Here is a 25,181-nt window from a genome sequence, read left to right as displayed (position 1 = left end):
GAGGAAAAACAAATGAAAGCAAATTTATTTCCTACGACTGTTATTGGCAGCTGGCCAAGAGCGGTTGAAGTGCAAAAAGCGATGCGGGAGAAACGTGCTGGTAGAATAACGGAAGAGGAATTTCAAGCTGTGGCTGACGAAGCTGTTATCAAATGTCTACGCCTGCAAGAAGAGGCAGGGATGGATATCGTTTCTGATGGTGAGCAAAGACGGGATAACTACATCTCCTTTGTTGCGGAGCATTTGCACAATGTAAAAATGCTAACTGTTTCAGAACTTCTTGATTATATTGAAGATAAAGCGAGCTTTGAAGAAATTCTTGGAACGCTTGATGTTCCAGCATTTTCATTATCAAACCCTGCTGCAGCAGGGAAAATTAGTCGAAAAAAACCGCTCGCATTAAATGATTATCGTTTTTTAAAGGAGCATACGGATAAAAAAGTTAAGGTAACCCTTCCAGGTCCTTATTTATTAACGAGATCAATGTGGGTTGAAGGTTTATCACAGGATGCTTATCCAACGAAAGAAGATTTAGCTCTTGATATTGTAAGCGTTTTACGAGAAGAAATGGAGGAGTTAATTGCTGAGGGAGTTGATTTTGTCCAGTTTGATGAACCTGTTTTGACGGAGCTCGTTTTCACGAAAAAGAATGCTAATCGAACGTTCATGTGTGGTGCATTAACAGCGAAAGCAGATGCAGAAGAAGAAATAGAATTTGCCCTAGATTTGATGAATAGCACGATGGAAGGAATGCGTGGCAGAGGGACAAAATTTGGCATTCATGTATGTCGAGGAAACTGGAGCAGAGATGATAGTATTCTATTAAGAGGCGCTTATTTTCCGTTGATTGCCTATTTGTCAAGAGTGGATATTGATCAATTAGTGCTCGAATATGCAACTCCAAGAGCTGGAGAAATAGAGGCAATTAAAGAGTTTTCTCATGTTGAAATTGGCTTAGGGGTTGTGAACCCAAGAACGGAGGAAGTCGAGACAAAGGAAGACATTATTGACAAGGTTAATCAATTATTAAAAATACTTCCAGCAGAAAAAATTTATTTAAATCCAGATTGTGGTTTTGGAACATTCGCTCAAAGACCAATGAACAGTGATGAAATTGCATTCCAAAAGCTAAAAGTGATGGGTGAAGCAGCTGAGGAATTAAGAAAGAGCATAAAGCTTTCTTATAATATTGATTAGGAGTGAATCGTAGTGGGCCAAAAACTAATATTTAATGTTGAATCAACTAGCAATGGAATGAGAACCGATGCAATTGCGGGGAAACACAAAATAATAATTGATGAGCCAGAATCATTAGGTGGAAAAGATTCGGCAGCTGATCCAATGTCTACATTGCTTGCTGCACTTGTAGCATGTGAAAATGTAATGGCACAAATTATTTCAAAAGAAATGAAGATCATCATTGATGATCTATCGTTCCAGGTTGAAGGCCAGCTTGATCTTAGTGGATTAATGGGAAACTTGGAAGTAAAACCATATTTTGAGAAGGTAAATGTGAAAGCATTTGTTAAAACGACTGCTTCTGAGGAGCAAGTTCAAGAGCTATGCAATAAAGTGGAGCAAAGATGTCCTATTTTCCGTACGATGAAGGATGCAGGGATTTCAATAGAAAACATATGGACGAAAATAGAATAACGATACTCGAGAAGAAAGCCAGTGTAACACTACTGGCTTTTTCTAATGCCTTAAGTGGAAAAATTTAGTGAAGAGGAGTACACTACTTATAGTGTCAAAAATCTTATGATTTTAAGTACATGAAATTAAATTTTTTTATGATAAAATATACTCTTGGGGTTTTTAAGTTTAATTTTAGGACGTGGATCTATGTCATCAAAGCTTTTAAGAGGTACATTCATATTAACGTTGGGAACGATTATATCAAAAATTCTTGGGTTACTTTATGTAATTCCTTTTTATCATATTGTCGGAGATAAAGGGAATGCTCTTTATTCTTTTGCCTATGTTCCATATACCATTTTTATAAGCATTGCGACAGCAGGGGTTCCACTTGCCGTTTCGAAGTTTATTTCAAAATATAATGCATTAGAAGAGTATGCGGTCGGGAGAAAGCTATTTAAATCAGGGCTAGTGATTATGATGTGTACGGGAATTGTGTCATTCCTTGCCTTATATTTTACAGCTCCATTCATTGCTGAAATGAGTACTTCTTCTGATGTAGAGGCAAATTTAAAAGATGTAACGACGGTCATTCGAGCGGTTAGCTTTGCACTTATTGTTGTACCGGTTATGAGTTTAATTCGTGGTTTTTTTCAAGGACATCAATCAATGGGGCCTTCGGCTGTCTCACAAGTAATCGAACAGATCGTTCGAATTACATTTGTGCTTGCAGGAGCCTATGTCGTTTTGAACTTTATGAAGGGCACGATTACTCAAGCTGTCAGTGTCGCAACATTTGCAGCTTTTATCGGTGCAATTGGTGGATTATTAAGTCTTCTATGGTATTGGTATAAGCGAAAATCAAATTTAAATGAATTGCTTTTGCATGACAAGGGAACGATGGATATTTCCTTGAAGGAAATGTACAAGGAAATCATCATTTACGCTGCGCCTTTCGTTTTCGTAGGGATCGCGAATCCGCTTTTTCAATTAGTTGATCAGTTTACATTTATTGACACGATGCGCTCAGTTGGCAATAGTTACGAACAGGCTGAATCTGCTTATGCTGTTATTACAATGCAAACCCATAAGCTTGTCATTATTCCAGTATCATTAGCTACCGCTTTTTCATTAACATTAGTTCCTTCCATTACGAAAGCGTTTGTAGACGATGATCGTGCTAGTTTAAATCACCAGTTGAATCAGGCCTTTCAAGTCGTCTTATTTCTAACCCTTCCTGCAGTTGTTGGTCTTTCAATGTTAGCAGAGCCAATTTTTACATTATTTTACCAGCATAGTGAGCTAGGAACAGAAGTTTTAAGAACATATGCGCCTGTGGCGGTCTTATTTGCTTATTTCTTAGTAACAGCTGCGATTTTACAAGGGATTAATGAACAGCGCTTTACTGTACTAAGTTTGCTTGTTGGACTATTAATAAAATTGAGTTTGAACATTCCACTTATTAAGTTATTTGAAACAGAAGGCGCCATTATCGCAACTGCAATTGGCTATATTGCGGCCATCCTAATTAATTTGTTCGTCATTAAAACATTTGCTCATTACCCTTTCAAACTTGTAATAAGAAGGAGTTTATTAATTGTATTGTTTACATTTTCCATGTTTATTGGAACGGGGATTATTTATAAACTTTTAACGCTTTTCTTATCGACTGAAGCGAAGTTCTCAAGCTTATTAATTGTCATCATTTGTGCAGCGGTCGGAGGAGGAATTTACTTTTTCTTAAGCTTTAAATCGAGACTCATTTATTTCCTAATGGGAGAAAAGGTTGACCGTGCTTTAAGAAAATTAAGGATAAAAGGATAAGACGTAATTCAAAACGGATGTGATAATATGAGAATTGATAAAATGCTAGCCAATCTAGGTTATGGAAGCAGAAAGGAAGTTAAAAAGCTGCTTAAGGATGGAATCATTGAGGTTAATGAACAAAAAGTAAAAGATCCAAAGCAGCATGTTAATCCTGAAAAAGACATCGTTACGATAAATGGTGAAAGAGTAGAATATAAGGAGTTTATTTATTTAATGCTCAATAAGCCACAAGGTGTTATATCAGCTACAGAGGATTCAGAGCATGAAACCGTGTTGGATTTATTGGATGTTGATGATCTCATATTTTCGCCATTCCCGGTTGGACGTCTCGATAAAGATACGGAAGGGCTATTGTTGTTGACGAATGATGGTCAGCTAGCCCACAGGTTGTTGGCACCAAAAAAGCATGTCCCGAAAACATACTTTGCTGTCATTAATAGTGAAGTGACGGAAGAAGATGTTGTAGCTTTTAAAAAGGGTGTCATATTAGACGATGGATATGAAACAAAGCCAGGTGACTTGAAGATTATCAAATCAGGAATGACTTCCGATATTGAGTTGACCATTACAGAGGGGAAATTTCACCAAGTAAAAAGAATGTTTGAAGCAGTCGGTAAACGAGTCATGTATTTACAAAGAATATCAATGGGACCGCTTATGCTTGATGAATCACTTGAGCTTGGCGAGTATCGAGAATTAACGGATGAGGAAGTAACCGAGCTACTTGAATATGAAGTGAAATAAAAAATCGCCTCTTAATGGCGATTTTTTTGATTTGGAGTTTTCTATTGTATAAAAAGGCTAAGACATTCGACTAAAGGGCTTGGCGAATGTCAAGTTTTTAAGATGAGATTTTTACTTTTTTCTTTGTCGTTGTCCATTTTCCACGACTCGGACTTTTCACTAAATCGTTATAAACAAGAACATTTAAATCTCTTTGGATGGTGCGAGGAGTAATACCAAATTCCTCTACAAGCTCTCCCGTTGTTACAGTTCCACGATTATTAATAAAAATGTAGACGGATTTGATACGGTTTAACATCCGGTTAGTTGAAGGTTTCAAAAAACCACTCCCTATCCTTTTTTCAAACCAATGGCAAATTCCTGCAACTGACAGATTCGTGAAGAAACAAGTTCTTCAAGCATTTGTAGTTTTCTTTTCCGCGGCCATCCCCTTTACACATATACGGTTATTCTTTCAAAATAACATCTTCTACATACATTGTACCCCTATTTTTTGATAATTTCTACTTTATTGCAAAATTTACAAAACCTTTATATACCGTTTTTTTATTAAATTCTTTATTTAATATTAACAACACGGCTTGTTTATGAGGAAAGTTCAAATAAGGATATTGAGGACTTCTAATACGAAAAAAACAAAACTTTTTATCTATTTATCCGTATTAGAGCTAGGAGGAGAACAAATGACATTACTTAACGTAAATATTACAGAAGCTGGCTATGAACGTGAGAAACCAATCATACATAATATTCACTTTAAGGTTCCAAAGGGAGAGCTAATCGGACTGATCGGACCAAATGGAGCGGGAAAAAGTACGACAATTAAAACAATACTTGGATTGCTTGAAAATATGAAGGGGGATGTAATATTTCAGCAAGATGCAAAATATTCTTACATCCCAGAAAGACCTATTTTTTATGATGAGCTGACATTATGGGAGCATCTAGATTTTATTGCAGCAGTTGAAGGATTAGACGATAAAACATATGTTCAGCAAGCAGAAAATCTGCTAGAAAAATATAATCTTGCTGAGCATGCTCATGAGTTTCCAGGAAAGTATTCAAAAGGAATGCAGCAGAAAGCGATGCTTATTATGTCAATGATTGTAAATCCCGATGTTTATATTATTGACGAGCCATTTATTGGATTAGATCCAAATGCGATGAAGCTTTTTCTTGAATCAATTCAGGCTGAGCGCCAACGTGGGGCAGGTATCCTGATGTCAACCCATGTATTAGATACAGCTGAAAAGGTATGTGATCGTTTTTTAATTGTTCATAAGGGACAGCTTCATGCAGCTGGTACGCTAAGTGAAATTAGGGAACAATGTAATTTGCCAAACGGATCGTTGTATGACTGTTTCCACCTAATAGCAGAAGGTAATGCAAAGGATGAGTAGAAAAATATTTTTGGATCGTTTAATAAGAGGATGGAAATATCAATATAAAGTAATCCGCACGATAGCAGATTGGACAATCATCCTTTACTTAATTATCCCAGCGAGCATGCTTTTTATTTATTTTTATCGCTCTTGGTGGCTGGAGACGCCTAGCTGGCTTGCATTTATCCCGATGTTGTTCGTATTTTTCGTGATTTATCTTTTGTCATGGAGCGGGAATATTCGAACTTATGTACAGGAAGCGGACAAAATTTTTCTTGTAAAAAACTCGGACGTTTTCATGGGAATGAGGAAGTGGGGGTATGCTTATTCACTTTTTGTGCAAGTAGTGCATGTTAGTTTTACAATTGTAGTTCTTTTACCGTTTTTAAGAAATCATTTTTTACTTGATTGGCAGCAAATTTTTTCGATATGGTTCTACTTTATTGGGTTAAACGTAACACTTATGCTTGTGAAGTTTTATCTGAGAAAAATAGAAATGAAGTTTAAAAAAATAATAGCGAATGTATTCTTATTTTTAGCATTTGGTCTAGTTAATCAGTTAATTTATATATTGTGGGAAAAGGGGCAATTATTTTTAATATATATGTTGGCATTTATTATGCTGGCTGTATCAATCAGGCTAAGCTTAAAGACTATTAAAAGAATCTCGTCAATCGATCATGATATAGAGATGGAGCAGGAACTGAAAAGCAAAAATACTGAAATGATTTTTAACCTCTCTTTTGAAATTGAAAAGTCTGTCGTATCAAAAAGAACGAAGCCAATCTTATTTCGGCGCTCCAAACGTATTTTTAAAAAGCGAACGATGGTAACAGGTTTTATGGAGTTGTTTTTTAAAGTTTTTATTAGAAACCATTCCTATGTAAGGAGTTACTTTCAAATAATAACTGTTACGACTGCGGCAATGGTTATTATTCCGCCGCTTTGGATTAAAGCGATCATTTTTATCGGTTATCTTATCATGATGAAATCTTGGCTTTCACTCATTTGGGATAAGATTCTTACTTCAAATCCAATGAACAAAAAGTATAATGAGTCAAATTCTTATTTTACTGCAAGAAAAAGGACTATCACCATGTTATTTCTTTTAGCGATCATTATTCTTTGTCTATTCATCACATGTTGGTTTTTCATTTTATCTTATTTTAAAACGAGATTCGGACTGCAATTTCCATATGAAATCATTAATTGATATAATTGAGTAGAAATTTTTATCGGAAAAAGTATATAGAAAAGTGGAGCAGGGTAAACGATACTTCACTTGCACTTAATCGCGGAAGTTAGTCAAAAGGAGGAATTATCATGAGTACGATTGATTGGCAACAAGAAGTTGAACGAAGAAAAGAAGCATTGATCGAGGATACGAAAAAACTATTACAAATTAAAAGTGTATTGGACGAGGAAAATGTGAGTGCGGATGCTCCACTTGGGAGAGGCGTAAAGGAAGCATTGGATTTTATGCTCAAGCTTGGAGATTCCGATGGATTTACGGCGAAAAATGTCGGTAATCTAGCGGGTCATTTGGAGTTTGGACAAGGTAAGGAAATTGTTGGGATCCTTTGCCATGTTGATGTTGTACCTGAAGGTGATGGCTGGACAAGCGACCCTTTTGGCGCTGAGATTCGCGATGGGAAAATATTTGCGAGAGGTGCCATTGATGATAAAGGTCCAACAATGGCTGCTTATTATGCAATGAAAATTGTTAAAGAGCTTGGACTTCCCGTTAATAAGCGGGTCAGAATGATTATTGGTACAGATGAGGAAAGCGATTGGCGCTGTGTTGAGCATTATTTTGCACACGAAGAAATGCCTGCAATGGGATTTGCACCTGATGCGGATTTTCCAATTATTTATGCAGAAAAAGGTATTTCTGACTTTGACCTTGTACAAATGCCAGTAATTGAGGAAAGTAATGTGAACTCACAAGTTGAGGTGCTCTCTTTCCAATCAGGAAGACGATACAATATGGTACCAGATTTTGCAAGTGCAAAGCTCGCAGTAAATATAGATCCGACAGAATTCATTTATCAATACAATGAATTTTTAAAGCAGCATGAATTAAAAGGCAAATACTATATTGTGAACGGTGATTTAATCCTTGAAATTGAAGGGGTATCTGCACATGGGATGGAACCCGATAATGGAAGAAATGCGGGTCTTTATTTAGCTGAATTTTTAGCCAGTGCCTCTACGAATACGAAAGCAAATCAATATTTTCAATTCGTAACCCGCTATTTTACAGGCGATTCTAGAGGCAGGAACTTAGGGATTGCCTATCAAGATGATATAACAGGTGAGTTAACGATCAACATAGGAAAGCTTTCATATACAAAAGAAGAAGGAGGCCGTCTTGGATTAAATGTTCGTTACCCTGTAACAAATAATATGGACGAAACGAGAAAAAGGCTTGAGGCATTGATGAAGAAAGAAAGTTTTACAATTGAAAACTTCTCTGATTCTAAACCACATCATGTTGATGAAAATGATAAACTCATTCAAACACTAAAAAAAGTATATGAAGAACAAACTGGTGAGAAAGCAGAATTAATTTCAATTGGTGGAGGAACATATGCGCGTTCCTTAAAGTCTGGTGTAGCATTCGGTCCTCTTTTCCCAGGTAGAGAAGATATTGCTCATCAGAAAGATGAATATATGTATATTGAAGATATGTTAAAAGCAACTGCCATTTACGCACAAGCTATTTTCGAACTTGCTAACTGAAGATCATACAATTCGGATACTTACGGGCTGTAAACCCTAAAAAGCAGCATTGATATTTTGAAAAAAATTTCCAGAAAGGGTTGTACAGCCCGTTAATGTGCGTTAGAATTGCCCATATATTTTTATCGTAGGTTAACGGGCAGTGAAATTCCCGCTAATTGAGTTTTACTTTATGATTGAATACATACTTTAGGGAGTGGCAACAGAATGGTTTTCGTAATGATGAATGGGGAAATGGTAAATCGTTCAAATGCAAAAATTGATATCGAAGATCGAGGTTATCAATTTGGGGACGGCGTTTATGAAGTCATCAGAGTGTACAACGGAAAAATGTTTACAGCAACAGAACATTTAGAGAGACTGCTTGAAAGTAGTAAGAAAATTAAGATGAATACTCCTTACACTGTTGATGGAATGAAAGAAATGCTACTCAAACTTATCGAAAAAAACAATCTAGTTTGCGGTACGATCTATATGCAAATAACAAGAGGCGTTTCACCAAGAAATCATGCTTTTCCAAGTGCAGATGTACGCCCAATTTTAACGGCTTATACGAATGAAGTGAAAAGACCAGAGGGAAATATGAAGTCTGGTGTTAAAACGGTATTGAATGATGATATTCGTTGGCTTCTTTGTGATATAAAAAGTTTAAACTTGATCGGCAACCTATTAGCGAAGCAAAAGGCAGTTGAGGCAGGCTGCTACGAGGTGATTCAACATCGTAATGGCATTGTTACAGAAGGCAGCGCTTCAAACGTCGTCATGATAAAAGACGGAAAAGTCATTACACATCCTGCAGATCATTTAATATTAAACGGGATTACGCGACAAGTGATTTTGAAGATTTGTGCAAAAAATGATATTCCTTTTGAAGAAAGAACGTTTACACTTGATGAACTAGGTGAAGCTGATGAGGTATTCGTATCTGGAACAACGACAGAAATTACACCTGTCATTGAAATAGAAGGAAAGAAAGTTAGTGATGGCACACCTGGAATGATTACAAAAAAGCTTCAACTACTTTTTGAACAAGAAATCGAAACAGAGTGTGGAAGCTTAAAGTAAAGCTCAAAAATACTGGTTAGGAGCAAGTCGATCTTTTACAGGATGGCTTGCTTTTTTATTATATTTACGAAATTTGTTTATTTGCTAGAGTAATAGGCAATTTTCAACTTATTAAGCAATTATAAAGATTATCTAATGGGCACTTTTTATTACTTATAATCAAAAGTGAAAGAGGGATACACAAATGATGAAAACAGAAAAGATATTAATTGTTGAAGATGACGCTTCAATAGCTCGCATTCTTTGTGACCATCTACGAAAGGAGGGGTATTCTGTTACTTGGGCCTCAACAGGAAAAGAGGGATGGGAAGATTTTAAAGCAGACGAATACGATCTTGCTCTAATTGATATTATGCTTCCCGAAATGGATGGCTTTACACTTTGCAAAACTATTAGACTGGAGAGCGATATTCCGATTCTAATTGTCAGTGCGAAAACAGAGAGTGACAGCAAAATTAACGGTCTTGATTTAGGAGCAGATGATTATATTACGAAACCATTTAGCTTAGAGGAATTAAGTGCGCGAATTAGCTCACATTTACGAAGATTTCGCCGTTACATGAATATGGATGAATCTAAAGCACTTCAATATCATGACGGATTAGTAATAGATTTTCAGAAAGAGGTTGTTTATCTAATGGGAGAACCATTGCTTTTAACCTCAAAGGAGCTGGAACTATTATTTCTTTTAGCGAAAAATCCTTTTAAAACATTTTCGAAGTCAGAGTTGTATGAGCATGTTTGGCAACAAGAGGATTTAAATGGAAATAACACTATCACCGTTCATATTAAAGGCTTGCGTTCAAAGATACAAGATGAAGCGAAAACAGCAAAATACATTCAAACGGTTTGGGGAGTTGGCTACCGTTTTATCGGAGAAATTATTTCATGAAAATAAAATCTTGGTTAATGAGCAGTTATTTTATTGTCATGATTCTTCCGATTGTATCCCTCTATTTTTTCTATGTAAGTTTAGCACATTATGATGAACGGCGTGACTTCTCGGAATTTATGGAAATGAGAGAGAAAGTTGACTCCATTGAGCAGCAGCTTGCAGAGCCGTCTTTATACAAAGTGCAACCAGTGGAAAATTATCAAGAACTGCGGAAAATAACAGATAAATCTATGAATATTAATTTATACCGCAAAGATGGCTTAAAACTATATTCCACTATAGAAAATACTGGTTTAGACATTTCAGCAACTAAACAACGTGATCTGATTGAGCTGTACAAAGATTTAAATACGATTAAAAAAAAGCATCGTACGAATTCATACAAAAAAACAGTGTTTAATGGAAGTGAGCTCATTGGTATTTACGAAATTACAGTTGTGCGCAATGATTGGCTTCAAGGTGTAAATGATCGAACATTATTGATCGGGGGATTTTTAGGCGTTTCTTTTATCATGATCTATGGTGCAGCTGTAATTTTGTTAAACCGAAAATTAAATCGTCCTCTTAATATGTTAAGAGAAGACATGATGGCATTTGCTAATGGTGAAAAAGGCCGGAAAAATCTTATTCATTCAAATGATGAACTTGGTGAGTTAATCAAACATTTTGAGAAAATGAAAGCCCAAATTGAAAAGACGAATGAAGAGGTGCAAAGACAACAAAAAGAAAAGGAGTATATCGTTGCTGCTCTTTCACATGATTTAAAAACACCATTAACCGCCATTCGAGCGTATTCTGAAGCGATAAATGGGAATGCGGATTTAACGGAGAAAGAGAAGTTTGAGTATCGGACGATTATTTTTGAAAAATTAGATTATATGAAGGCTATGATTGACGATTTAACATTATATACCTCTTTAAAGTCTGCAAAGGAAAAAATCGAATTTGTTCAAGTTGAAGGTGACGAGTTTTTTGAGATGCTGTTAGGGGGTTATCAGGAGCCTTGTACAAAGAAGAACATCTGCTTAACAGTTGAGCAATCAGTTTCAGGTAATTATCTTCTCAATGCAAGGCAAATGATTCGTGTCGTTGATAATTTAATGGCCAATGCCATTCGTTATACGGGTGAAGGGAATAAAGTATGGCTTGCAGCTATTTCGAAAAGTAATGTGCTCCCTGAATGGATATTTCCACCTTTTGTGAAGGAACTTGAAGCTTGGCGCAAGAATGGTGTAGTATTACTTATCCAAAATGAAGGAATAGCGATACCTGTGGAAGGATTAGAAAATGTATTTGAGCCATTTGTGCAATTAGAGGGAGCAAGAGGACAAGGAGGCACTTCAGGACTTGGATTAAGCATTGCGAAAATAGCGATTGAACAGCACGGTGGAAAAATAAAACTATGGTCACAAGCGGGATATGGAACGTTAATAGCTTGCTGGCTTGAGGAAGGATGAAGAGAGAATGAAATTAAAAGGTGTATTAGCTAGTTCTTTATTAGCGATTGGATTGTTAACAGGCTGCTCTGAAGCGATGCGTGTCTCTGCAGATGAAATTATTTCAAATGTATTGGAGGCAGAAAAGGAACTTAAATCTTATTATGCTGAAGCTGAAATGAGCTTTTATGAGGATGATGAGCTGAAGGAAAGTAGTATGATGAAGGAATATCGCAGTGAAGATGGGAAAATAAGAATAGTTATGATTGATAAGAATACAAAAGCTGAAGCGATCTCCGTAAATGATGGACAAAAAATGATTTCCTATGATGAAAAGGAAAATAAAGCATTCACAATGGACACAGCTTCAATCGATATGCCAGACTTGAATCATCGTGAGCAGCTTCTAGCATTATTAGATAATTTAAAGGATAGCCATGATTATGAGTTCATTGGTGAAGAAAAGGTAAATGGATTTCAAACTCACCATATGAAATTAAAACCGAAAGAAAAAAATTCTTTAATTGGGGAAATGGAGTTTTGGGTTGACCAAAAAACGTGGTTCCTCGTAAAAACAGTTAGTATTCTTGGAAGTAATCGTTCAGAAATGACTTATTCTAAGCTTGATACATCACCAAAATTTACTGACGATACCTTTATGCTAACATTGCCTGATGGTGTAGAGATTATTAATCTTGATAATGAGATGGGTGAACTAGGGAATAATATAGGAACGATTGAGGAAGCGGAAGAGAAATTAGGTTCACCATTCTTCGTTCTAAATGAAGAAAAACTTGTACAAGGTGATGTTAAAATCGATGAAATGAAAGGTATACTGAATAGAACGGAAATTTCAATCACTTATACAAATATTGAAGAACTCACGCAGCTTAATTTAACTATTTTCCCAACGCCGGATGAAAAGGATTTAGCCATTTCAGATACGGGATTGAAAGTACGTGGGCAAAATGCCGAGCATATGAAAGAATTTAACACACTAATGTGGGATGAAAATGGGCTGCGTTATGTGTTATTCGTTGAAGCTGGTGATTTATCAAAAGAAAAGATAATGGAAATGGCGGAAAGGATGAAATTAAGTTCAAGCATGTAACGATGTATCCAAATATTCCTCATATCAAAATAAATGGCAACATTTATTACCATAAACATAAACTGCGGGCATGGCTAATAAATTTAAATAATGAATGATAACGTAAATATCGCTCCTTTCTCATAGGATCATTCGGTCAACCGAATGATCCTATTTGTGTGCTCCATGCATCGTAGAGTATTAAGTGCATTTAAAACGAACATTTGATAAAATAAAATGAAATATCATGTGTACTAATGGAGGTTTAAATGGAGAAAAGAACGCATTTTTTCTTTGCGGTTAGTTTACCAAATGAAACGAAACGTGATTTAAACGAGTCATGCAGGGAGTTAAAGGCAAAGCTTCCATTTAACAGATGGGTTTATCATGAAGATTACCACATTACATTAGCTTTTCTTGGTTCTGCATCATCTGAGAAACTCATGACTGCCAAAAAACTCGTTCAGTCGGCTTTAAAAGGAGAAAAAAGTTTTTCACTTCATATTAACCAACTCGGAGTCTTTGGCAAAGAGGATGAACCGAGAATTTTTTGGGCGGACACGATTCAAGAAAATCGCTTATCTTCGATTAGAGATAAAGTCTATTCTGCTTGTGTGCAAGCTGGTTTCGAATTGGACACACGAGCCTTTAAACCTCATATTACGTTAGCGAGAAAATGGAGCGGAAATCATCCATTCCATGAAACCTTACTAAAAATCAATCATCCATTTGATAAACACCCTCTCTCTTTTGAAGCAAGTGAGGTTGTTTTATACGAAACCCATTTGGATCAACTACCTAAATACGAAAAAATTGCTATCTTTCCACTTTTAACAGAATAAACTTATTATTACATATACAATCATCATATTTTTGAGCCGATATTAAGATAGACTGGCTAACACTCGACACATACTTTATATTTTTACTGCTGCTATTTGCGGGAAAGTCGTTATTATTTAAAAATATATCAGCGACATTCTGCAAATATCGGCTACTTTCCAATATATCATTCTTGTTGATATTTTTACATTTCACTAGTAATATCTAGCAGTTTTTCAAAAATATCGGTCACTCTATTTCATCATGGAGTGAATATATAAGGTAGGCAATAGAAAATGGGACAGTTAATTAAATTACAAGATTATGTTTCACGCTACGAACAAAATATTTATTTATATCCTTCCCGTTATGTGAGGCTTAAAAAACAGCAATGGGTTAAATTGAAAGAGGCTTGGGAAAATGATGATGAGATTCACTTTTCACAGCATTTCCAAACACAGCAGGAAAATTTTGATTGGCTTGAAGAAGAAAAGCAGCCATTCATGGATAAGCTGAAAGGTTTATTAAAGCGGGGAAAAAAAGAAAATGAGGATGATGGATTCATAGATAATGAAGAAGCAGCCTCTGATGAAGAGGGTTCTAAAGAGGAAGAAGTACTTGATTTTGAGCCGAGTTTTTCGTATCGCCCTGAACAGGAAGAAGAGTTAAAGCAGCAATTTCTCGATCAAATATTTCGTTTTCAAATGAAATGGGCAAGTGCTACATTAACAGAAAAATCCTTCATCGATAAATCATTTTACTATGATGAAAAATTAAAGTATTTCCTTCAGCGATTTCCAGATACCTTCTTAGTTTTATATGCGCCATTGTTTTTATTGAAAAAAGCACCGGTTGAAGTTGATACGATCATTCTCACACCAACGGGGGCATGGTGTATTAGCTTTCTTGAAGAAGATGATCTTGCTGTTTTCATTGGTTCAAAGGAAAGATTTTGGGTGAAGCGCAGCAAAGGTGTAGAGAAAAAAGTCTTAAATCCAATTCTATCATTAAATCGAACAGGGAAAATTGTGCAACAGGTCTTTAATATGCATAATATTGATTTGCCCATTCACAAAGCTGTTTTATGCAGGAATGGCTATGTGGATTATCCTGCACAGCCATTCGATATAAAGCTTATTGAAAAAAGAAATCATGATGAATGGTTTGCGAGCATGAGAAATCTTCGCACACCTCTTAAACATATGCAGCTTAAAGGTGCACAGGCTTTACTTCAATATTGCCAAACAACATCAATCAGAAGATTAGAGTGGGAGCTTCCTGACGAGAATGAATAATATTTATTTTATTGTGAATCCACAAGCGAAAAATGGCTACTGTCAAAAAATTTGGCGGAAATTAGAGAAGATTCTTAGTGAACTAAATATTACGTATTTGGCTTTTTTTACTGAATTTCGTGGGCATGCGAAAGAATTAACAGAGAGCTTAGCTGAAAAATCCGGAGAGAAGCCTATTTTAATTGTCGCTGTTGGTGGTGACGGGACGATGCATGAGGTTGTTAATGGGGCCGTACATTTTCGTAATGTGAAAGTTTCTTATATTCCTTGTGGGTCAGGCAATGATTTTTCCCGTGGATTTGGTGTGCCTAAAAATCCGGAACAAGCCCTTTTGTCATTGTTACAAGATTATCAAGGAGAACCAACTATCGTTGATATTGGAAAGATTACCTTTGAAAATAGTCAAGAGCTTTATTTTATTAATAATATGGGGGCAGGGTTAGATGCTTTAATTTCCCGTGATGTGAATAAATCAAAGATAAAAAGAATATTGAATCGAATATCACTCGGTAAATTCGTGTATGTTTATTTTTTGCTGAAAAATCTATTCACATATAAATGTAAAGCCATTGAAATTCTTGTTGATGGCAAGACATATACATATGATTCTGCTTGGTTTGTTACGGTTTCTAATCAGCCTTATTATGGGGGTGGAATGAAGATTTCCCCTGAGGCTTCCCCGTTCGATGGTGAACTAAATATTACGGTTGTGCATAATTTATCAAGAATAAAGCTGTTATTTGTATTTATTACAGTTTTTTGGGGAGGGCATGTTTCCTTTAAAGAGGTTGAAATGTTCAGAGGGAAGTCGATTAAAATCAAATCAGATGTCCCAGTGTACGCACATGCGGATGGTGAAGATATTGGTTCAACCCCTTTAATGATGAATGTCATTCCGAAAGCACTTCCGATATTAATCAATGCCGTTATAGAGGAAAAAGAGGAGGTCGGCTAACATATTACCAATTAAGCGTGATTATGATGCCTATTTAGACGAAATGACGATCATTACGATTCTGCTTCCTTTTACATATCATAAAGGAAATTCCTCTTGTTTCTTTTTAACAAATAATCTCGAAAAAAGTAAGCTTTCCATAATAGACCGTATTCTACTAAAGAATGCGGTAAAGTACATTTGCCACACGAATAAAGAAGATATTATTGGTCATCAGCATTGGATAATCGATGAGCATAATGGCAAAACAGATTTGCAAATTGGTGCAGTCATTCGGACAGAAGCTTTTGACAAAGCTTTTTATTATAACGGGGTACTCGGTTATACTTATAGCCATTTGAAAACGACCTTTAGACTATGGGCTCCAACAGCTACAAAAGTACAGTTAAAATTAATTGATAGTCAAAAAAGCAAAACAGAAATTCATCAAATGATTAGAGAAAAGCAAGGAGTTTGGCAATTAACTATTCAGAAAGATTTAGAAAGATTCTACTATACATTTCTCGTTTGTGTAAATTTAGAATGGAGAGAAGCCGTTGATCCATATGCTGAATCTGTAAGCGTAAACGGTGGATTAGGCATTATTGTAGATTTGAATAAAACAAAAACGATGAAACCCCAACTTCCTCCATTAGACCATCCAACTGATGCTATCATATACGAAACCCATATTCGTGATTTTTCCATCCACCCTAAGAGCGGCATTAAGAGAAAAGGAACATACGTCGGTGCAGGGGAATTAAATACCGTTGGAATAGATGGCACACATACAGGATTATCATATGTAAAAGAGCTCGGCATAACTCACATCGAATTTCTTCCCGTCCATGACTTTGAAGGTGTGGATGAAAATAGTACATGGAAGGAATATAATTGGGGCTACAATCCTTTGCATTTTAATGCTCCAGAAGGAAGTTTTTCCACCGATCCAACTGATCCATATATACGAATTAATGAATTGAAAACAATGATCCAAGCGATTCATTCTGCAGGGTTAAGAGTCATGATCGATGTTGTTTATAATCATGTGTATGTACATGAGCAATCTACTTTTGAAAAAGTTGTTCCTGGCTATTTTTTTCGATATGATGATTTTGGCATGCCGTCAAATGGAACAGGGGTTGGCAATGATTTCGCTTCAGAACGGTTGATGGCAAGAAAATTTATCCAGGATTCTGTTATGTATTGGTTAAAAGAGTATCATGTCGATGGGTTTCGCTTTGATTTAATGGGCATTCTTGATATTGAAACGATGAACATGATCCGTGAAGAGGTTGATGCGGTTCATCCAACAGCCATCATTATTGGCGAAGGCTGGGATTTAAATACACCTCTCAATAAAGAGCAAAAAGCGAATATCCGCAATCAAGTAAAGCTACCGAGAATTGCCCAATTTAATGATTTATTTAGGGATACGATTAAAGGAAGTACGTTTAATCTATATGATAAAGGATATGCGCTTGGCAATGAACATTATTATGAATATGCTAAACAGGTTCTCTTTGGCAGTATTGGGATTAAGAAGAAAGAGTGGGCCCTTTTTAACTCTCCTATTCAGTCGGTTAACTATGTTGAGTCACATGATAATCATACTTTATGGGATAAGATATCTGTTTGTATCCCAATAAAAGAAGAGGATATAAAGCGACGCTATCATCGACTAGCGACTGTTATGGTTCTATTAGCACAAGGAATTCCATTTTTGCATAGCGGGCAAGAATTTTTTAGAACAAAAGGTGGGATTGGTGACAGTTATCGTTCACCAGATCATATTAATCAATTAGACTGGGAGCGGAAAATCCAGTTTTTAGACAATGTTGAATATATAAAAGGCATCATTGCAATTCGCAAGGCACATCGAGCATTCAGATTTCACGATTCAGATTTGATCCATACACATATGAAATTTCTTTCAGTGGAAAAACCGATTATCGGCTACATGTTAGATCAAGTTGGACAATATGGAAGATGGAATCGGATTACTGTTTACTTTAATCCTACAAAGAATCAGCAGTCAGTCGATTTACCGCTTGGAAATTGGAAAATGATTGCAGATGATCTGTGTTCCGGAACGGAGGTAGTAAGAGAAGTATCTAATCGCTCTATATTACTTTCGCCTATTAGTACATATGTACTAATAAGCAGTTAAACTGCGTGTTTCAATTTACTGTTATCCCTTAATTCCTATTTTTGTTTTAGAAACGTTCATAAATGGACTTGACGAAAAAAGCTATTAAGAGATAAAATTTAAAAAGATAGCTATTGTGAGATATTGCATCAATAGCTTTTTTTATTTCTATAGAAACCGATAGATTCGAAAGTTATGTATACCTTTGTGCTTGAGCTTTCGTACTTTTATGATGAATGATTTGGTGGGCTTTTTATTAAAAAGTCCGCCTTCTGTTTTGAAAAGCTGTTAGAAATTTTTCGTAGCGCTTTTCATAATATAGCTATTCAGCTAAATAGCTAGTAAATTGCAGGTGAACATTTTGGAAGATTTATTTGGACAAGAGTGGGAAATTTCTCCTGCGGGTGGTGCAACTGGGGAAGCTTTTTTTGCCAGGATCGAGGGTCAAAGGCTATTCCTAAAACGGAATTCTTCGCCATTTCTTGCTGTTTTATCAGCAGAAGGAATTGTCCCTAAGCTTGTATGGACAAAAAGACTTGAAAATGGCGATGTCATTACTGCCCAACAATGGCTAAACGGAAGAGAACTTAAACAAACAGAGATGAACAATGAGCGAGTGGCTAAACTATTGAAAAAGATTCATAGTTCAAAGCCTTTGCTAGTTATGCTGAAAAGATTGGGAAAGTCTCCACTTTCTCCTGAAATGCTCCTGCATACGATTGAGGAAGAATTAGACTTTGAGCTCTTACAGAAAAGCTCTATAATGAATTCGATTGAGTATCTTAAGAGTGAAATAAACGTTATACATTGTGAAGAAAAGACTGTATGCCATTGTGATGTGAATCATAATAACTGGCTGCTTACGGAAAGCAACCAGTTGTATTTGATTGATTGGGATGGGGCGATGATTGCAGATCCAGCCATTGATCTTGGAATGCTTTTGTATTTATACATTCCAAGGGAGGAGTGGGAAAACTGGGTCGGACGCTATGGGCGTAAGCTTACGAGTGATCTGCACTTAAGAATGAAATGGTACGTTATTGCCCAAACATTGATGGCAGTTCAATGGCACAAAAGTAAGTTTCGTTTTCAGGAAATGAATAAATGGCTTCAATTTTTAGAAGAGCTTCTAGAAAATTAAGAGAATTGATTGAGATCATTCATCCATTGAGATAACTGTTGCTGATGAGCTTCAATATGCTGATCCAAGTGTATGGAACGAACACCATTTTGACTGTAATTATAAATTTCTTCTAATACTACTATTGCGTTTTGATCTAAGTTAGGATGAATCATTAAAGATTTAACTAATCTTGATAATTGTTCACATTCTGAAACCGAACCGCAACAATCGATTTGATGGTTGCTTAATATATCTTTTAGTAAACTTAGTTTATCTTGTTGACTTATTGGCATTTTTCACACCCTTTCTTCACATCACTTTTTTTACATTGGTAAAATCCGTTTAGCGAATGCACTAGTTTTTCTTATTACAAAATCTCAATATAATAAGGTTAAAAAAGGAATTTACCATTATGATGTGAATTCCTTTTTTATTTATGCATGTATTTTAATAGTACTTGCAACGAAATCATTTGCGTGATAAGGTTTTTAGCGAAACGAAATTTGATTAGGAGTGTCAGCATGCGACAAAGAAATAAACCATGGGCGAAGGAAAAGCTTGCCGAGTATCCTCAATATGTCATTCAATCGCCTGAAAAGCATTTAGGAAATTGGCATGAAATGTTTGATAAAACTGGACCGCTTCATATTGAAATTGGAACAGGCAAAGGTAGATTTATTACTGGGATGGCAAAGGCTAATCCTACTATTAATTATATTGGCATTGAATTACAAGACAGTGTCATCGTCACAGCATTAGAGAAAATTATTGAAGAAGAATTACCAAATATTAAACTAATGAATGTAAATGCAGCCGACTTACAGACGTATTTTGCAAGTGGCGAAGTAGACAGGATTTATTTGAACTTTTCTGATCCTTGGCCGAAAGCTCGACATGCGAAAAGACGACTTACGTATAAAACCTTCTTGAAAATATATGAGAACATACTTGTAGATAAAGGTGAAATTCATTTTAAGACAGATAATCAAGGACTATTTGAATTTTCACTAATGAGTTTTTCAGAGTATGGTTTATTGCTAAATGATGTTAGCTTAGATCTTCATAACAGTCATTTTGAAGGCAATATTATGACTGAGTATGAAGAAAAGTTTTCTCGAAAAGGAAATCGTATTTATCGCTGTGAAGCTCAATACAAGTAAGAATAAAGGGTGTCCCCAGAATGGTTAAATCAGGACACCCCATTTGAATGAATTAAAATGAACGGACTTTACTCCCCTATCGGCTTCTCGACTTCAAGTTCATTCCTCAAAGTACTTTTCTATTCCCCTCTAATTGGTTTACTCATGCTAAAATAGAGTTGCTATTAATAATATTCAAAAAAAGTAATGCTTAGGAGGAATTTATGGAGACATTACAATTAAAAAATATAAAACTTACTTGGCTTCGTGGAGGTGTTACGAATCTTGACGGAGGGGCAATGTTTGGAGTTGTACCAAAAGCACTTTGGTCAAAAAAGTATCCTTGTAATGAGAAAAATCAAATAGAACTTCGCACAGATCCGCTCTTGATTCAAGTAGAAGGAAAAAATATTCTAGTCGAATCTGGCTTAGGCTACGGGAAACTAACTGAAAAACAAAAACGGAATTTTGGTGCATTAGAGGAATCTCAAGTGGAGCAGGATCTCGAAATTCTTGGTCTTACTCCATTGAAGATTGATTATATTTTAATGACCCATTTGCATTTTGATCATGCATGTGGTTTGACAAAATTCACTAATAATAAATATGTCTCATTTTTTCCAAATGCCAAAATTATTGTATCGCAGACAGAATGGGATGAAATGAGAAACCCGAATATACGCTCAAGAAATACATATTGGAAAGAAAATTGGGAAGCGATTCAAGAGCAAGTTGAAACATTTGAAGAGAAATGGGAATGGGGATTTATAAAAATGCTCCGCACTGGCGGCCATAGTGACGGACATTCCATTATCCTCATCCAAGAGGAAGAAGAAATCATTATTCATATGGCAGACATTATGCCAACACATGCACATCAAAATGAACTTTGGGTGCTTGCTTATGATGATTATCCGATGGATTCAATATTTGCAAAACAAAAATGGATTGAATATGGCTTACAGCACAAGGCATGGTTTACATTTTATCATGATGCTTTTTACCGGGCAATTAAATGGGATAACGAAGGAAATGTAATCAACCAATTAAGTAGAGAACGTAAATAAGTCATTTATCCTAGTTCTTCTGAATCGATTATTTGCTATACAATTGAATTTATGAGATGATTTAGTCAATAGTTACTATAAAATAATAATAATTATAAATTATAACGAGGTGCGCTATGACTATATATTCGTTTCATGCAGAGAAAACAAATGGGATGAAGGTACCATTGGCTGATTATAAAGGAAAGGTCATGCTAATTGTCAATACAGCAAGCAAATGTCATTTTACTCCACAGTTTGAAGATTTACAGAAGCTATACTTGCAATATCGTGATCAAGGCTTTGAAATTCTTGGTTTCCCTTGTAATCAATTTGCTGAGCAGGAGCCAGGAACAAATGAGGAAGCTGCTGGATTTTGTAAGATGAATTATGGTGTAACTTTTCCGATTTTTGCTAAATCGGATGTAAACGGGGAAGAAGCTAACCCAATTTTTAAATTTTTGAAGGAGAGAATTCCGTTCAGAGGTTTTAATGAAGATAATGTCTCAGAGAGATTATTAAAAATGATGATTAGTGCTAAAGGTCCTGAATGGTTAGTTGGCAAGCATATTAAATGGAATTTTACGAAGTTTTTGATTGATCAAGAAGGTAATGTGATCAAAAGATTCGAGCCGACAGATGGGCTAGATGATATAACTGAAAATATTAATAAACTCCTCACTACATCGAAAACAATATAATAGTTCAAAAAGAAGCTCGTAAAGAAAAATATTCCTTTATGAGCTTCTTTTTATTATTAGAATTTATATTTTTGGAAGTTGTTTTCTTAAAGCTGATATGCTTCTATAATGGTACCAGTACTAGCATCAGAAATAAATTCATATTGCACCATATTTTCTCCTGTTAGTCTTGAAATTCCACCACGATACACGACATATTGTATTTCATTCTTTTCATACTTCTCAGCATTCATAAGAATCCAAGAGCCACTTATCGGTCCATGTTTCTTAAAGACTTCTTTTGCCATTATTAATGCTTTATCAGGGGAAATCTTTGATTTTTGAGAAAGGATTTCTCTAGCGGCATATCCACCCACAATTCCTACAGCAGCACCAAGTAAAAATGATTTCCAATTCATGTGTCATCCTCCGTTCATTCTAACAAATTATCTTAATTTAACAGGCTTCTTGAAGTGACAATATGTATTATTATAAAGTTTCATCTTATTTTATCAAACAACTTGATAAACAGAAATAGTGGTAAGTAGAATAAAAGATCTATAATATAAATGTATACATAAATTAATGATAAAAGAGGGAGTATTTTTATGAATGAAAAAACATTACAGCTTTTTAAAACATTAACTGAATTACCGGGTGCAGCAGGTAATGAACATTTAGTACGGAAATTTATGCGTGAACAGCTAAGTCAGTTTACAGATGAGATTGTTCAAGATAAACTCGGCAGTATTTTTGGTGTAAAACGCGGAGACGAAAATGGACCAACGATTATGGTTGCGGGTCATATGGATGAAGTTGGCTTTATGGTTACGTCAATTACGGAAAATGGGATGATTCGCTTTCAAACGCTTGGCGGCTGGTGGAGCCAAGTGTTATTAGCACAAAGAGTCCAAATTATGACTGACAATGGACCTGTTATTGGTGTTATTGGTTCCATTCCTCCACATTTATTAGATGAAGCAAAACGCAGCAAGCCAATGGAAATTAGCAATATGCTAATTGATATTGGCGCCGATAATCGTGAGGATGCGAAAAAGATCGGGATTAAGCCAGGTCAGCAAATTGTTCCGATTTGTCCGTTCACACCGATGGCGAATGAGAAGAAAATTTTGGCTAAAGCTTGGGATAACCGCTACGGCTGTGGATTAGCAATTGAGCTATTAGATGAGGTAAAGGATGAAAAGTTACCAAATATTCTTTACTCTGGAGCAACAGTACAGGAAGAGGTTGGGTTAAGAGGGGCGCGGACAGCAGCAAATATGATTAACCCAGATCTATTCTTTGCATTAGATGCAAGTCCAGCAAATGATATGTCAGGTGATAAAAACGAATTTGGTCAACTAGGAAAAGGAACCCTTCTTCGAATTTTAGACCGCTCAATGGTTACACATCGAGGAATGAGAGAGTTTATTCTCGATACTGCAGAAACAAATAAGATTCCTTATCAATATTTCGTTTCACAAGGTGGAACGGATGCCGGCCAAGTCCATCTTTCAAATGAAGGTGTACCAAGTGCAGTTATCGGAGTATGCTCACGCTACATTCATACACATGCATCGATCGTACATGTGGACGACTATGCAGCTGCAAAAGAATTGTTAGTGAAGCTTGTGAAAGCTTGTGATAAAACAACAGTTGAAACGATTCGCCAAAATAGCTAAAAATAAAAAAAGGCAACAAATTTTGTTGCCTTTTTTTACTAGTAAGAAAGTTAAATTGGAAATGTTTAAAAAGTCCTTTGATTTGGAGGTTTTCCAGTAGTGGAGATAAGCAACTTAGCAAATGCAAAAATTATGATCGGATCAAAAAATCCTGCAAAAATTAATGCTGTAAAATCAGCTTTTCAAAGCTATCAGGCTGATTTTTTTTCTGTTAATGTTCCATCAGGTGTTAGTGAACAGCCGTTTTCAGATGAAGAAACGATTAAAGGAGCAATAAATAGAGCGAATGCTGCACGAATGGAAGGGAATGGCGATATCGGGATTGGGCTCGAAGGTGGAGTTCAGGAAACGGAATATGGCTTATTTCTATGTAATTGGGGAGCACTTGCAGAGAAGGACATGCCTATGATTATTGCAGGTGGTGCAAGAATTCTCCTGCCAGAAGTTGTTGCAAAGCGTTTAAAAGCTGGCGAAGAACTTGGACCCGTCATGGATGACTTCAGCCATATAGAAAATGTTCGAAAAAGTGAAGGGGCCATTGGTATATTTACTAATGGCGAAATTAGTCGCATTACCATGTTTACACATGTAACACAGCTTTTATTCGGTCAATATATGTATCGAAAAAATCATTGAAGTGAGATGATGATAGAGCCTATAGTTTCCCTAAATTTCACTGGAAATAATTTATAAAAATCTAGGCACAAATTCATCAAAAGGAATTTATTCATGAAGGGTTGTCAGATGATTATGAAGAAATGTATGATAGAAAAGGAGGAAAGAGTTCCTGGTTAGGAGGAAAAAAGTATGAGAAACCATACGAAAGCGGTTTTACTCTTTTTGTTTGCTGTATTAATGTTGAGTGCATGTTCTGCTTCTTTAAAGGAAGAGCAAAATGCAGCATTAGAAACAGCGCGTGAAACATTCAAAAAAGAGCCTAAAGAGACAAATAATAAAAATCAAGATATAAAGTTCTATCTACCTTTTGGATTTGAAGTAAAAGAAGAAACACCAAATAATATTATTTTAAAGAATGGTGCCAAAACATATATCCTTTTTTATAATCAACATGAAGGTTCTACTAGTAAGGTTGTATATGAAGCAACTTTAAAACAAGATGATTATGAAATAAACGAAACATTTACAAAAGAAGGGTATTTAGGATACTTACTAATAAACAATACTGATAAAAACATAAATGAACTGACAGTCGGTGTCGGTGGGGTAAAAATTACTACGCAAGCGAAAACAAAAGGTTTGTCAACTGAAGTGGCTGCGATGATGGAAATTGTGAATTCTATAAAAATGATGGAAGAATAAAGCGAAGGGTAAGCCTTTCGCTTTTTAATTTGAATAATAGATTAAAAGTGTTTTACCATAGTTAGATTAATAGGTGATCTTGGAATATGCGTGTTTCATGAAGGTTTTATTATTGCATGCATATTATTGGACGGGCAATCATTAGCTTGGTATTATCTGAATAGATGATGAGAAT

At 35.7% G+C, this 25,181-nt stretch carries 25 protein-coding genes; 22 read left to right on the top strand and 3 right to left on the bottom strand.

Annotated features, from left to right (window positions below):
* Nucleotides 1-12 precede the first annotated feature (12 nt).
* From KDN24_RS20080 to KDN24_RS20065, 4 genes are all read left to right on the top strand, one after another.
* Nucleotides 13-1,197 carry a vitamin-B12 independent methionine synthase gene (locus tag KDN24_RS20080; protein WP_409973064.1) on the top strand — a complete coding sequence of 395 codons (1,185 nt, stop codon included), beginning with the start codon at nucleotides 13-15 and terminating at the stop codon, nucleotides 1,195-1,197.
* 12 nt (nucleotides 1,198-1,209) lie between these two features.
* Nucleotides 1,210-1,653, top strand: coding sequence for an OsmC family protein (locus KDN24_RS20075; RefSeq protein ID WP_409973063.1), 444 nt, complete (start codon nucleotides 1,210-1,212; stop codon nucleotides 1,651-1,653).
* A gap of 189 nt (nucleotides 1,654-1,842) precedes the next feature.
* Nucleotides 1,843-3,459 (top strand): putative polysaccharide biosynthesis protein, encoded by a 1,617-nt coding sequence (locus tag KDN24_RS20070; RefSeq protein WP_409973062.1) that lies wholly within the window; start codon nucleotides 1,843-1,845, stop codon nucleotides 3,457-3,459.
* Between the two features lie 27 nt (nucleotides 3,460-3,486).
* The gene (locus tag KDN24_RS20065; RefSeq protein WP_409973061.1) at nucleotides 3,487-4,206 is read left to right on the top strand and encodes a pseudouridine synthase; all 720 of its coding nucleotides are present in this window, start codon (nucleotides 3,487-3,489) and stop codon (nucleotides 4,204-4,206) included.
* A 97-nt stretch (nucleotides 4,207-4,303) separates the two neighbouring features.
* On the opposite strand, the gene KDN24_RS20060 is transcribed toward KDN24_RS20065, so the two are convergent.
* On the bottom strand, nucleotides 4,304-4,525 hold the full coding sequence (locus KDN24_RS20060; protein WP_409973060.1) for a DeoR family transcriptional regulator: 222 nt from the start codon (nucleotides 4,523-4,525) through the stop codon (nucleotides 4,304-4,306).
* 364 nt (nucleotides 4,526-4,889) lie between these two features.
* On the opposite strand from KDN24_RS20060, the gene KDN24_RS20055 reads away from it, so the two are divergent.
* The 12 genes from KDN24_RS20055 to KDN24_RS20000 all read left to right on the top strand — a co-directional run bounded on the left by KDN24_RS20055 (nucleotide 4,890) and on the right by KDN24_RS20000 (nucleotide 19,157).
* Complete coding sequence (locus tag KDN24_RS20055) at nucleotides 4,890-5,606, top strand: ABC transporter ATP-binding protein (RefSeq protein ID WP_409973059.1); 717 nt, start codon at nucleotides 4,890-4,892, stop codon at nucleotides 5,604-5,606.
* Entirely contained in the window at nucleotides 5,599-6,801 is a 1,203-nt protein-coding gene (locus tag KDN24_RS20050; protein ID WP_409973058.1) for an ABC transporter permease, read from the top strand. The genes KDN24_RS20055 and KDN24_RS20050 overlap by 8 nt, the downstream gene beginning before the upstream one ends.
* 110 nt (nucleotides 6,802-6,911) lie before the next feature.
* On the top strand, nucleotides 6,912-8,330 hold the full coding sequence (pepV, locus tag KDN24_RS20045; protein WP_409973057.1) for a dipeptidase PepV: 1,419 nt from the start codon (nucleotides 6,912-6,914) through the stop codon (nucleotides 8,328-8,330).
* Between the two features lie 207 nt (nucleotides 8,331-8,537).
* Nucleotides 8,538-9,395 (top strand): D-amino-acid transaminase, encoded by an 858-nt coding sequence (dat, locus tag KDN24_RS20040; RefSeq protein ID WP_409973056.1) that lies wholly within the window; start codon nucleotides 8,538-8,540, stop codon nucleotides 9,393-9,395.
* A gap of 184 nt (nucleotides 9,396-9,579) precedes the next feature.
* A complete protein-coding gene (locus KDN24_RS20035; RefSeq protein ID WP_409973055.1) occupies nucleotides 9,580-10,287 on the top strand; it encodes a response regulator transcription factor in 708 nt (235 codons plus the stop codon).
* Nucleotides 10,284-11,747: a sensor histidine kinase gene (locus KDN24_RS20030; protein WP_409973054.1), complete on the top strand. Its 1,464-nt coding sequence runs from the start codon at nucleotides 10,284-10,286 to the stop codon at nucleotides 11,745-11,747. Before KDN24_RS20035 ends, KDN24_RS20030 begins: the two co-directional genes overlap by 4 nt.
* A gap of 7 nt (nucleotides 11,748-11,754) precedes the next feature.
* Nucleotides 11,755-12,837 carry a LolA family protein gene (locus tag KDN24_RS20025; protein ID WP_409973053.1) on the top strand — a complete coding sequence of 361 codons (1,083 nt, stop codon included), beginning with the start codon at nucleotides 11,755-11,757 and terminating at the stop codon, nucleotides 12,835-12,837.
* 248 nt (nucleotides 12,838-13,085) lie between these two features.
* Nucleotides 13,086-13,658, top strand: coding sequence for an RNA 2',3'-cyclic phosphodiesterase (thpR, locus tag KDN24_RS20020; protein ID WP_409973052.1), 573 nt, complete (start codon nucleotides 13,086-13,088; stop codon nucleotides 13,656-13,658).
* 276 nt (nucleotides 13,659-13,934) lie between these two features.
* Nucleotides 13,935-14,933, top strand: coding sequence for a nuclease-related domain-containing protein (locus KDN24_RS20015; RefSeq protein ID WP_409973051.1), 999 nt, complete (start codon nucleotides 13,935-13,937; stop codon nucleotides 14,931-14,933).
* Complete coding sequence (locus KDN24_RS20010) at nucleotides 14,926-15,888, top strand: diacylglycerol/lipid kinase family protein (protein WP_409973050.1); 963 nt, start codon at nucleotides 14,926-14,928, stop codon at nucleotides 15,886-15,888. Before KDN24_RS20015 ends, KDN24_RS20010 begins: the two co-directional genes overlap by 8 nt.
* Nucleotide 15,889: 1 nt before the next feature.
* Complete coding sequence (gene pulA, locus KDN24_RS20005; protein WP_409973150.1) at nucleotides 15,890-18,037, top strand: type I pullulanase; 2,148 nt, start codon at nucleotides 15,890-15,892, stop codon at nucleotides 18,035-18,037.
* A gap of 340 nt (nucleotides 18,038-18,377) precedes the next feature.
* Nucleotides 18,378-19,157, top strand: a complete 780-nt coding sequence (locus KDN24_RS20000; protein ID WP_409973049.1) for a phosphotransferase — start codon at nucleotides 18,378-18,380, stop codon at nucleotides 19,155-19,157.
* Here the strand turns inward: KDN24_RS20000 and KDN24_RS19995 are convergent.
* Entirely contained in the window at nucleotides 19,154-19,432 is a 279-nt protein-coding gene (locus KDN24_RS19995; protein ID WP_409973048.1) for a YtzH-like family protein, read from the bottom strand. The two genes, KDN24_RS20000 and KDN24_RS19995, sit on opposite strands and share 4 nt — an antisense overlap.
* Before the next feature lie 228 nt (nucleotides 19,433-19,660).
* Between KDN24_RS19995 and trmB the strand changes: the two genes are divergently transcribed.
* The 3 genes from trmB (at nucleotide 19,661) to KDN24_RS19980 (ending at nucleotide 22,025) form a co-directional block, all read left to right on the top strand.
* Entirely contained in the window at nucleotides 19,661-20,299 is a 639-nt protein-coding gene (gene trmB / locus KDN24_RS19990; protein WP_409973047.1) for a tRNA (guanosine(46)-N7)-methyltransferase TrmB, read from the top strand.
* A gap of 203 nt (nucleotides 20,300-20,502) precedes the next feature.
* A complete protein-coding gene (locus KDN24_RS19985; protein WP_409973046.1) occupies nucleotides 20,503-21,345 on the top strand; it encodes a YtnP family quorum-quenching lactonase in 843 nt (280 codons plus the stop codon).
* Between the two features lie 116 nt (nucleotides 21,346-21,461).
* A complete protein-coding gene (locus KDN24_RS19980; RefSeq protein WP_409973045.1) occupies nucleotides 21,462-22,025 on the top strand; it encodes a glutathione peroxidase in 564 nt (187 codons plus the stop codon).
* Between the two features lie 86 nt (nucleotides 22,026-22,111).
* Here KDN24_RS19980 and KDN24_RS19975 read toward each other — a convergent pair whose 3' ends face one another.
* On the bottom strand, nucleotides 22,112-22,423 hold the full coding sequence (locus tag KDN24_RS19975; protein WP_409973044.1) for a hypothetical protein: 312 nt from the start codon (nucleotides 22,421-22,423) through the stop codon (nucleotides 22,112-22,114).
* A gap of 189 nt (nucleotides 22,424-22,612) precedes the next feature.
* Here KDN24_RS19975 and KDN24_RS19970 point away from each other — a divergent pair, with 189 nt between their 5' ends.
* The 3 genes from KDN24_RS19970 (at nucleotide 22,613) to KDN24_RS19960 (ending at nucleotide 25,006) form a co-directional block, all read left to right on the top strand.
* Nucleotides 22,613-23,686, top strand: a complete 1,074-nt coding sequence (locus tag KDN24_RS19970; protein WP_409973043.1) for a M42 family metallopeptidase — start codon at nucleotides 22,613-22,615, stop codon at nucleotides 23,684-23,686.
* Between the two features lie 132 nt (nucleotides 23,687-23,818).
* Complete coding sequence (locus KDN24_RS19965; protein ID WP_409973149.1) at nucleotides 23,819-24,322, top strand: DUF84 family protein; 504 nt, start codon at nucleotides 23,819-23,821, stop codon at nucleotides 24,320-24,322.
* Between the two features lie 171 nt (nucleotides 24,323-24,493).
* Nucleotides 24,494-25,006, top strand: coding sequence for a hypothetical protein (locus KDN24_RS19960; RefSeq protein WP_409973042.1), 513 nt, complete (start codon nucleotides 24,494-24,496; stop codon nucleotides 25,004-25,006).
* Nucleotides 25,007-25,181 lie beyond the last annotated feature (175 nt).

This window comes from Cytobacillus sp. Bva_UNVM-123, assembly GCF_046351715.2.
Classification (GTDB): domain Bacteria; phylum Bacillota; class Bacilli; order Bacillales; family Cytobacillaceae; genus Cytobacillus.
This window is presented reverse-complemented; position numbering and strand designations above follow the sequence as displayed.

Coding starts and splice junctions, on each gene's coding strand:
- KDN24_RS20080 (WP_409973064.1), top strand. CDS start 13: ATGAAAGCAAATTTATTTCCTACGACTGTTATTGGCAGCTGGCCAAGA.
- KDN24_RS20070 (WP_409973062.1), top strand. CDS start 1,843: ATGTCATCAAAGCTTTTAAGAGGTACATTCATATTAACGTTGGGAACG.
- KDN24_RS20065 (WP_409973061.1), top strand. CDS start 3,487: ATGAGAATTGATAAAATGCTAGCCAATCTAGGTTATGGAAGCAGAAAG.
- KDN24_RS20055 (WP_409973059.1), top strand. CDS start 4,890: ATGACATTACTTAACGTAAATATTACAGAAGCTGGCTATGAACGTGAG.
- KDN24_RS20050 (WP_409973058.1), top strand. CDS start 5,599: ATGAGTAGAAAAATATTTTTGGATCGTTTAATAAGAGGATGGAAATAT.
- pepV (WP_409973057.1), top strand. CDS start 6,912: ATGAGTACGATTGATTGGCAACAAGAAGTTGAACGAAGAAAAGAAGCA.
- dat (WP_409973056.1), top strand. CDS start 8,538: ATGGTTTTCGTAATGATGAATGGGGAAATGGTAAATCGTTCAAATGCA.
- KDN24_RS20035 (WP_409973055.1), top strand. CDS start 9,580: ATGATGAAAACAGAAAAGATATTAATTGTTGAAGATGACGCTTCAATA.
- KDN24_RS20030 (WP_409973054.1), top strand. CDS start 10,284: ATGAAAATAAAATCTTGGTTAATGAGCAGTTATTTTATTGTCATGATT.
- KDN24_RS20025 (WP_409973053.1), top strand. CDS start 11,755: ATGAAATTAAAAGGTGTATTAGCTAGTTCTTTATTAGCGATTGGATTG.
- thpR (WP_409973052.1), top strand. CDS start 13,086: ATGGAGAAAAGAACGCATTTTTTCTTTGCGGTTAGTTTACCAAATGAA.
- KDN24_RS20015 (WP_409973051.1), top strand. CDS start 13,935: ATGGGACAGTTAATTAAATTACAAGATTATGTTTCACGCTACGAACAA.
- KDN24_RS20010 (WP_409973050.1), top strand. CDS start 14,926: ATGAATAATATTTATTTTATTGTGAATCCACAAGCGAAAAATGGCTAC.
- KDN24_RS19995 (WP_409973048.1), bottom strand. CDS start 19,432: ATGCCAATAAGTCAACAAGATAAACTAAGTTTACTAAAAGATATATTA.
- trmB (WP_409973047.1), top strand. CDS start 19,661: ATGCGACAAAGAAATAAACCATGGGCGAAGGAAAAGCTTGCCGAGTAT.
- KDN24_RS19985 (WP_409973046.1), top strand. CDS start 20,503: ATGGAGACATTACAATTAAAAAATATAAAACTTACTTGGCTTCGTGGA.
- KDN24_RS19980 (WP_409973045.1), top strand. CDS start 21,462: ATGACTATATATTCGTTTCATGCAGAGAAAACAAATGGGATGAAGGTA.
- KDN24_RS19975 (WP_409973044.1), bottom strand. CDS start 22,423: ATGAATTGGAAATCATTTTTACTTGGTGCTGCTGTAGGAATTGTGGGT.
- KDN24_RS19970 (WP_409973043.1), top strand. CDS start 22,613: ATGAATGAAAAAACATTACAGCTTTTTAAAACATTAACTGAATTACCG.
- KDN24_RS19965 (WP_409973149.1), top strand. CDS start 23,819: ATGATCGGATCAAAAAATCCTGCAAAAATTAATGCTGTAAAATCAGCT.
- KDN24_RS19960 (WP_409973042.1), top strand. CDS start 24,494: ATGAGAAACCATACGAAAGCGGTTTTACTCTTTTTGTTTGCTGTATTA.